The sequence below is a fragment of the Mesorhizobium sp. M1E.F.Ca.ET.063.01.1.1 genome (genome assembly GCF_003998155.1).
Lineage (GTDB): Bacteria > Pseudomonadota > Alphaproteobacteria > Rhizobiales > Rhizobiaceae > Mesorhizobium.
This window is the reverse complement of record NZ_RZSC01000394.1, coordinates 1-5,455: the sequence shown is the minus strand read 5'-3', so window position 1 is coordinate 5,455 and position 5,455 is coordinate 1. Positions and strand designations below refer to the sequence as shown.

Sequence of the window (5,455 nt, the reverse complement as noted above, 5' to 3'; positions counted from 1 at the left end):
CGAGGCGCCCGCGCCGAAATGCACGTCGCCGGCCGCGATCGTCAGAACCGATCCGTCATCGTCGCGGATCACGAAACGGCAGTCCTCGTCAATGGTCTCGAAGACGCCACGAACCACATTGCCGTCAATTCTGACAGCAACCTCGCCGCCGAGCCCGGCCGCGCGCGCCAGCCAGCGCTTCCTGATCGCGGCAAGCCCGCGTCCGTCGTCCCACAGTCTGGCGTTCTCGCTCCAGGCATCCGAAAGCGCCAGGAACAGCCTCTCGGCATCGCAATTGGCGCCCAACGCCTGCAGCGATGTCGCCGGATAGGGCAAATCCTCGGGGTAAGCCACGACATTGACGCCGATGCCGACGGCAACGGCAAAGCGGCCGCCTTCGAGCATCGCCGATTCCAGCAGGATGCCGGCGAGCTTGGCGCCGGAGGCGAGCACGTCGTTCGGCCATTTCAGCTCGAAGCGGTTGCGTCCTTCACTGCCGCCGTCAAGGCCGACGGCGATCCGGCCCTGCGGAACGACGGCATCGAGCGCGTCGGCCAGCGCCAGTCCCGCGACGAAGCCGAGCGTCGCGGCGAGCCGCAGTTCGCCGCCGGGAACCAGGAGCAGTGTTGCCGCCAGATTGCCTTCAGGCGTCGCCCAGGCGCGGCCGCGCCGCCCGCGCCCGCTTTCCTGCTTCTTCGAGACGATCCAGAGTTTTCCCGGATCGCCGGCCCGCGCATGGTCCAGCGCCAGCGCGTTGGTCGAGCCGACACTGTCATGGGCCTCGAGCCGGAACCCCTCCGACGCCGCGGTTGGAGCCAGCCGAAATGCCATCCCGTCAGAAGAAGGTCTTGGCGGCGGCTTCGGCGTAGCTGCCGATCGGCCCGCCGATCAGCACGTAGAACAGCACGAAGGCGCCGCTGACGCCGAGCACGAGGCGCAGCTCGCTCGCCATCGGCACGAAGCCGCCGACCGGCTCGTCGAACCACATGATCTTGATGATGCGCAGGTAATAGTAGGCGCCCACCACCGAGGCCAGCACGCCGATGATCGCCAGCGTATAGAGGTTGGCGTTGATGGCGGCCAGGAACACGTACCACTTCCCCCAGAAGCCCGCGAGAGGCGGAATGCCGGCCAGCGAGAACATCAGGATGGTGAGGATGGTGGCCATGATCGGGTTGGTCGAGGCAAGTCCGGCGAGATCGCTGATCTGCTCGACATTGCCTTCCTTGCGCCGCATGGCGAGGATGAAGGCGAAGGTGCCGAGCGTCATCACCAGATAGATCAGCATGTAGATGGCGACGCCGCGCACGCCGGCCTGGCTGTTGGCGGCGAGGCCGACCAGCGCATAGCCCATATGGCCGATCGAGGAATAGGCCATCAGCCGCTTGATGTTGGTCTGGCCGATCGCCGCGAAGGCGCCGAGCGTCATGGAGGCGATGGAGATGAAGACAACGATCTGCTGCCAGTCGGCGGCGATCGGCTTGAAGGCGCCCATGGTGACACGCACGATCAGCGCCATCGCCGCCATCTTCGGCGCCGCCGCGAGGAAGGCGGTGATCGGGGTCGGCGCGCCTTCATAGACGTCCGGCGTCCACATATGGAACGGCACCGCCGAGATCTTGAAGGCAAGGCCCGCGAGCACGAAGACCAGACCGAAGACGAGGCCGAGCTGCCGCTCGCCGGTGCCCAGCGCCGTCGCGATCTCATGGAAGCCGGTGTTGCCGGTGTAGCCGTAGACTAGGCTGATGCCGTAGAGCAGCATGCCCGACGACAGCGCGCCGAGGACGAAGTATTTGAGGCCCGCCTCGGTCGAGCGGAGATTGTCGCGGTTGATCGCCGCCAGCACATAGATCGCCAGCGACTGCAGCTCCAGCCCGAGATAGAGCCCGATCATGCCGTTGGCCGAGATCATCAGCATCATGCCGAGCGTGCAGAGCAGGATCAGCACCGGATACTCGAACTTGTCGAAATGCTCCTGCCTGGCAAAGCGCATCGACATGACCAGCGTTACTGCGGAGCCGATCAGCGCCAAGGTCTTCATGAAGCGGCCGAAGGAATCCTGGACGAAGGCGCTGCCATAGGCAGATCCCTCGCCGCCGGAGAAGGCCAGCCACAGGCCGGCGACCACCAGTACCACGACCGCGAGCCCGGTCACCGTCATCGTGTTGTTGGAGCGCGAATAGGCGCCCACCATCAAAAGCGCGAGCGCGCCGATGGCAAGGATCAGCTCCGGCGTCGAGAGCGAAAGGCTGGAGAGAAGGTCCGGCGTCATGGTGTTTCCCCAGTCAGTTCGCCGCCGCGGTCTGCGCGGAATTGATGGAAGCGGTGACGTTGGTGACGAGCGCCTTGACCGACTGCGTCGTGGCGTCGAACACCGGCGCCGGATAGACGCCGAAGAAGATGACCAGCGCCACCAGCGGGTAGATGATGACCTTCTCGCGCGTCGAGAGGTCCAGCAGGTTCTTCAGGCTTTCCTTGGTCAGCGCGCCGAAGATCACGCGGCGGTAGAGCCAGAGCGCATAAGCCGCCGACAGGATGACGCCGGTGGCGGCGAAGAACGCCACCCAGGTGTTGACCCGGAACACACCGAGCATGGTCAGGAACTCGCCGACGAAGCCGCTGGTTCCCGGCAGGCCGACATTGGCCATGGTGAAGATCATGAACACAGTGGCGTATTTCGGCATGTTGTTGACCAGCCCGCCATAGGCGTCGATCTCGCGCGTATGCATGCGGTCGTAGATGACGCCGACGCACAGGAACAGCGCGCCGGAGACGAGGCCGTGGCTGAGCATCTGGTAGATCGCCCCCTGCACGCCTTCCTGGTTCATCGCGAAGGTGCCCATGGTGACGAAGCCCATGTGGGCGACCGACGAATAGGCGATCAGCTTCTTCATGTCCTCCTGCATCAGCGCCACCAGCGAGGTGTAGATGATGGCGACGACCGAGAGCGTGAAGATCAGCGGCGCGAACATCTCGGACGCCAGCGGGAACATCGGCAGCGAGAAGCGCAGGAAGCCGTACCCGCCCATCTTCAGCAGGATGGCGGCCAGGATGACCGAGCCCGCCGTCGGTGCCTCGACGTGGGCGTCAGGCAGCCAGGTGTGCACCGGCCACATCGGCATCTTCACCGCGAAGGAGGCGAAGAAGGCAAGCCACAGCCAGGTCTGCATGCTGGCCGGGAAGTTATGCGTCAACAGCGTGGTCATGTCGGTCGTGCCGGACTGGAAGAACATCGCCATGATGGCGAGCAGCATCAGCACCGAGCCGGCAAGCGTATAGAGGAAGAACTTGAACGAGGCATAGACGCGCCGCTTGCCGCCCCAGACGCCGATGATGATGAACATCGGGATCAGGCCCGCCTCGAAGAAGACATAGAACAGCACGATGTCGAGCGCGCAGAACACGCCGATCATCAGCGTCTCGAGGATCAGGAAGGCGATCATATAGGCCTTGACCCGCTTCTCGATCGCCTCCCACGAGGCGAGGATGCAAAGCGGCATCAGGAAGGTGGTCAGGATGACGAACAGCATCGAGATGCCGTCGACGCCCATGTGGTAGGAGATGCCTGAATCCAGCCAGGCGTGTTTTTCCACGAACTGGAAGCCGGCCTGCGAATTGTCGAAGCCCTTCCAGATGAACAGCGACACCACGAAGGTGAACGCCGTCGTGATGAAGGCGATCGAGCGGATGTTGCGGCGCGCGTTTTCGCTGTCGTCGCTGATCGGCAGAATGAAGAGAACACCAACCAGCGGCAGGAAGGTGACCAGCGAGAGGATTGGCCAGTCGGTCATCAGAGCATCATCCAGGTGACGAGAGCGGCCACGCCGATCAGCATGGCGAAGGCATAGTGGTAGAGATAGCCGGTCTGCAGCTTGACGACCCGGTTGGTGACGTCGACGACGCGCGCCGAGATGCCGTCGGGGCCGAGGCCGTCGATGACGGCGCCGTCACCGGTCTTCCACAGGAACCTGCCGAGGCGCTTCGCCGGCCGCACGAACAGAAAGTCGTAGAGCTCGTCGAAATACCACTTGTTGAGCAGGAAGCCATAGAGCAGGCGATGGTTGGCGGCGACGCTTCGGGGCAGTTCCGGCGAGCGGATATAGAACTTCCAGGCCACCGCGAAGCCGATGACCATGGCGATGAACGGAGCCAGCTCCACCCACAACGGCAATTCGTGGATCTCGTGCAGGATGTGGTTCTCCGGCAGCGTGAACAGCGACGCCTTCCAGAACTCGGCATAGCCCTCGCCGATGAAGGCGCCGTGGAAGGCAATACCGGCAAACAGCGCGCCGGCGGCCAGCACATAGAGCGGCACCAGCATCACCGGCGGTGATTCATGGACGTGGTGCATGACTTCGTGGCTCGCGCGCGGCTCGCCGTGGAAGGTCATGAAGATCAGCCGCCAGGAATAGAAGCTGGTGAAGCAGGCGGCGATGACCAGCAGCACGAAAGCGAAGCCCGCGATCGCGTTGTGGCTGGCGAAGGACGCCTCGATGATGGCGTCCTTGGAGAAGAAGCCAGCGGTGCCGATCACCGTCGCCGGGATGCCGACGCCGGTCAGCGCCAGCGTGCCGATCACCATCATCCAGTAGGTCTTGGGGATGAGCGTCCGCAACCCGCCCATCTTGCGCATGTCCTGCTCGTCGGAGACGGCATGGATGACCGAGCCCGAGCCGAGGAACAGCAGCGCCTTGAAGAAAGCGTGCGTGAACAGGTGGAAGATCGCCGCGCCATAGGCGCCGACGCCGAGCGCCACGAACATGTAGCCGAGCTGCGAGCAGGTCGAATAGGCGATCACGCGCTTGATGTCGTTCTGCACCAGGCCGACGGTCGCCGCGAAGAAGGCGGTGAAGGCGCCGATGAAGGTGACGACGGTCAGCGCCGAATGCGACAGCTCGAACAGCGGCGAGAGTCTCGCCAGCATGAACACGCCGGCCGTCACCATGGTCGCGGCATGGATCAGCGCCGACACGGGCGTCGGGCCCTCCATGGCGTCGGGCAGCCAGGTGTGCAGCGGCACCTGCGCCGACTTGCCCATGGCGCCCATGAAGAGCAGCAGGCAGACCACCGTCAGCGCGATATGCTTGTCCAGCGCATGGCCGAGGAAAGTCAGCACCGCGGCCCCTTCCGGCGCACCTTCGGCCGGAAGGAAGGAGGCTGCGTTGGCAAAGACTGTGCCGAGATTGACCGAGCCGAACAGCACGAAGACGCCGAAGATGCCAAGCGCGAAGCCGAAGTCGCCGACGCGGTTGACGACGAAGGCCTTGATGGCCGCGGCGTTGGCGGAAGGCTTCTTGTACCAGAAGCCGATCAGCAGGTAGGAGGCGAGGCCGACGCCTTCCCAGCCGAAGTACATCTGCACCAGATTGTCGGCCGTCACCAGCATCAGCATCGCGAAGGTGAACAGCGACAGATAGGCGAAGAAGCGCGGCCGGTCCGGATCGTGGTGCATGTAGCCGATCGAATAGATATGGAC

The 5,455-nt window shown here is 64.1% G+C and carries 4 protein-coding genes; all 4 read right to left on the bottom strand.

Translation table 11 applies throughout. The features are described from left to right. Positions 1-810, bottom strand: an 810-nt coding sequence (locus EOA29_RS23535; protein WP_127221630.1) for a biotin--[acetyl-CoA-carboxylase] ligase, incomplete at its 3' end; no start/stop codon positions are given. Between the two features lie 4 nt (positions 811-814). Further along, a complete protein-coding gene (gene nuoN / locus EOA29_RS23530) occupies positions 815-2,251 on the bottom strand; it encodes an NADH-quinone oxidoreductase subunit NuoN (RefSeq protein WP_126093213.1) in 1,437 nt (478 codons plus the stop codon). Between the two features lie 13 nt (positions 2,252-2,264). Further along, positions 2,265-3,770: an NADH-quinone oxidoreductase subunit M gene (locus EOA29_RS23525; protein WP_126093212.1), complete on the bottom strand. Its 1,506-nt coding sequence runs from the start codon at positions 3,768-3,770 to the stop codon at positions 2,265-2,267. Beyond that, positions 3,770-5,455, bottom strand: a 1,686-nt coding sequence (nuoL, locus tag EOA29_RS23520) for an NADH-quinone oxidoreductase subunit L (protein WP_127221628.1), incomplete at its 5' end; no start/stop codon positions are given. The genes nuoL and EOA29_RS23525, both read right to left, overlap by 1 nt.

Bases quoted from the DNA above. Each gene is read 5' to 3' on its own strand.
- nuoN (WP_126093213.1), bottom strand. From the start codon at position 2,251: ATGACGCCGGACCTTCTCTCCAGCCTTTCGCTCTCGACGCCGGAGCTG.
- EOA29_RS23525 (WP_126093212.1), bottom strand. From the start codon at position 3,770: ATGACCGACTGGCCAATCCTCTCGCTGGTCACCTTCCTGCCGCTGGTT.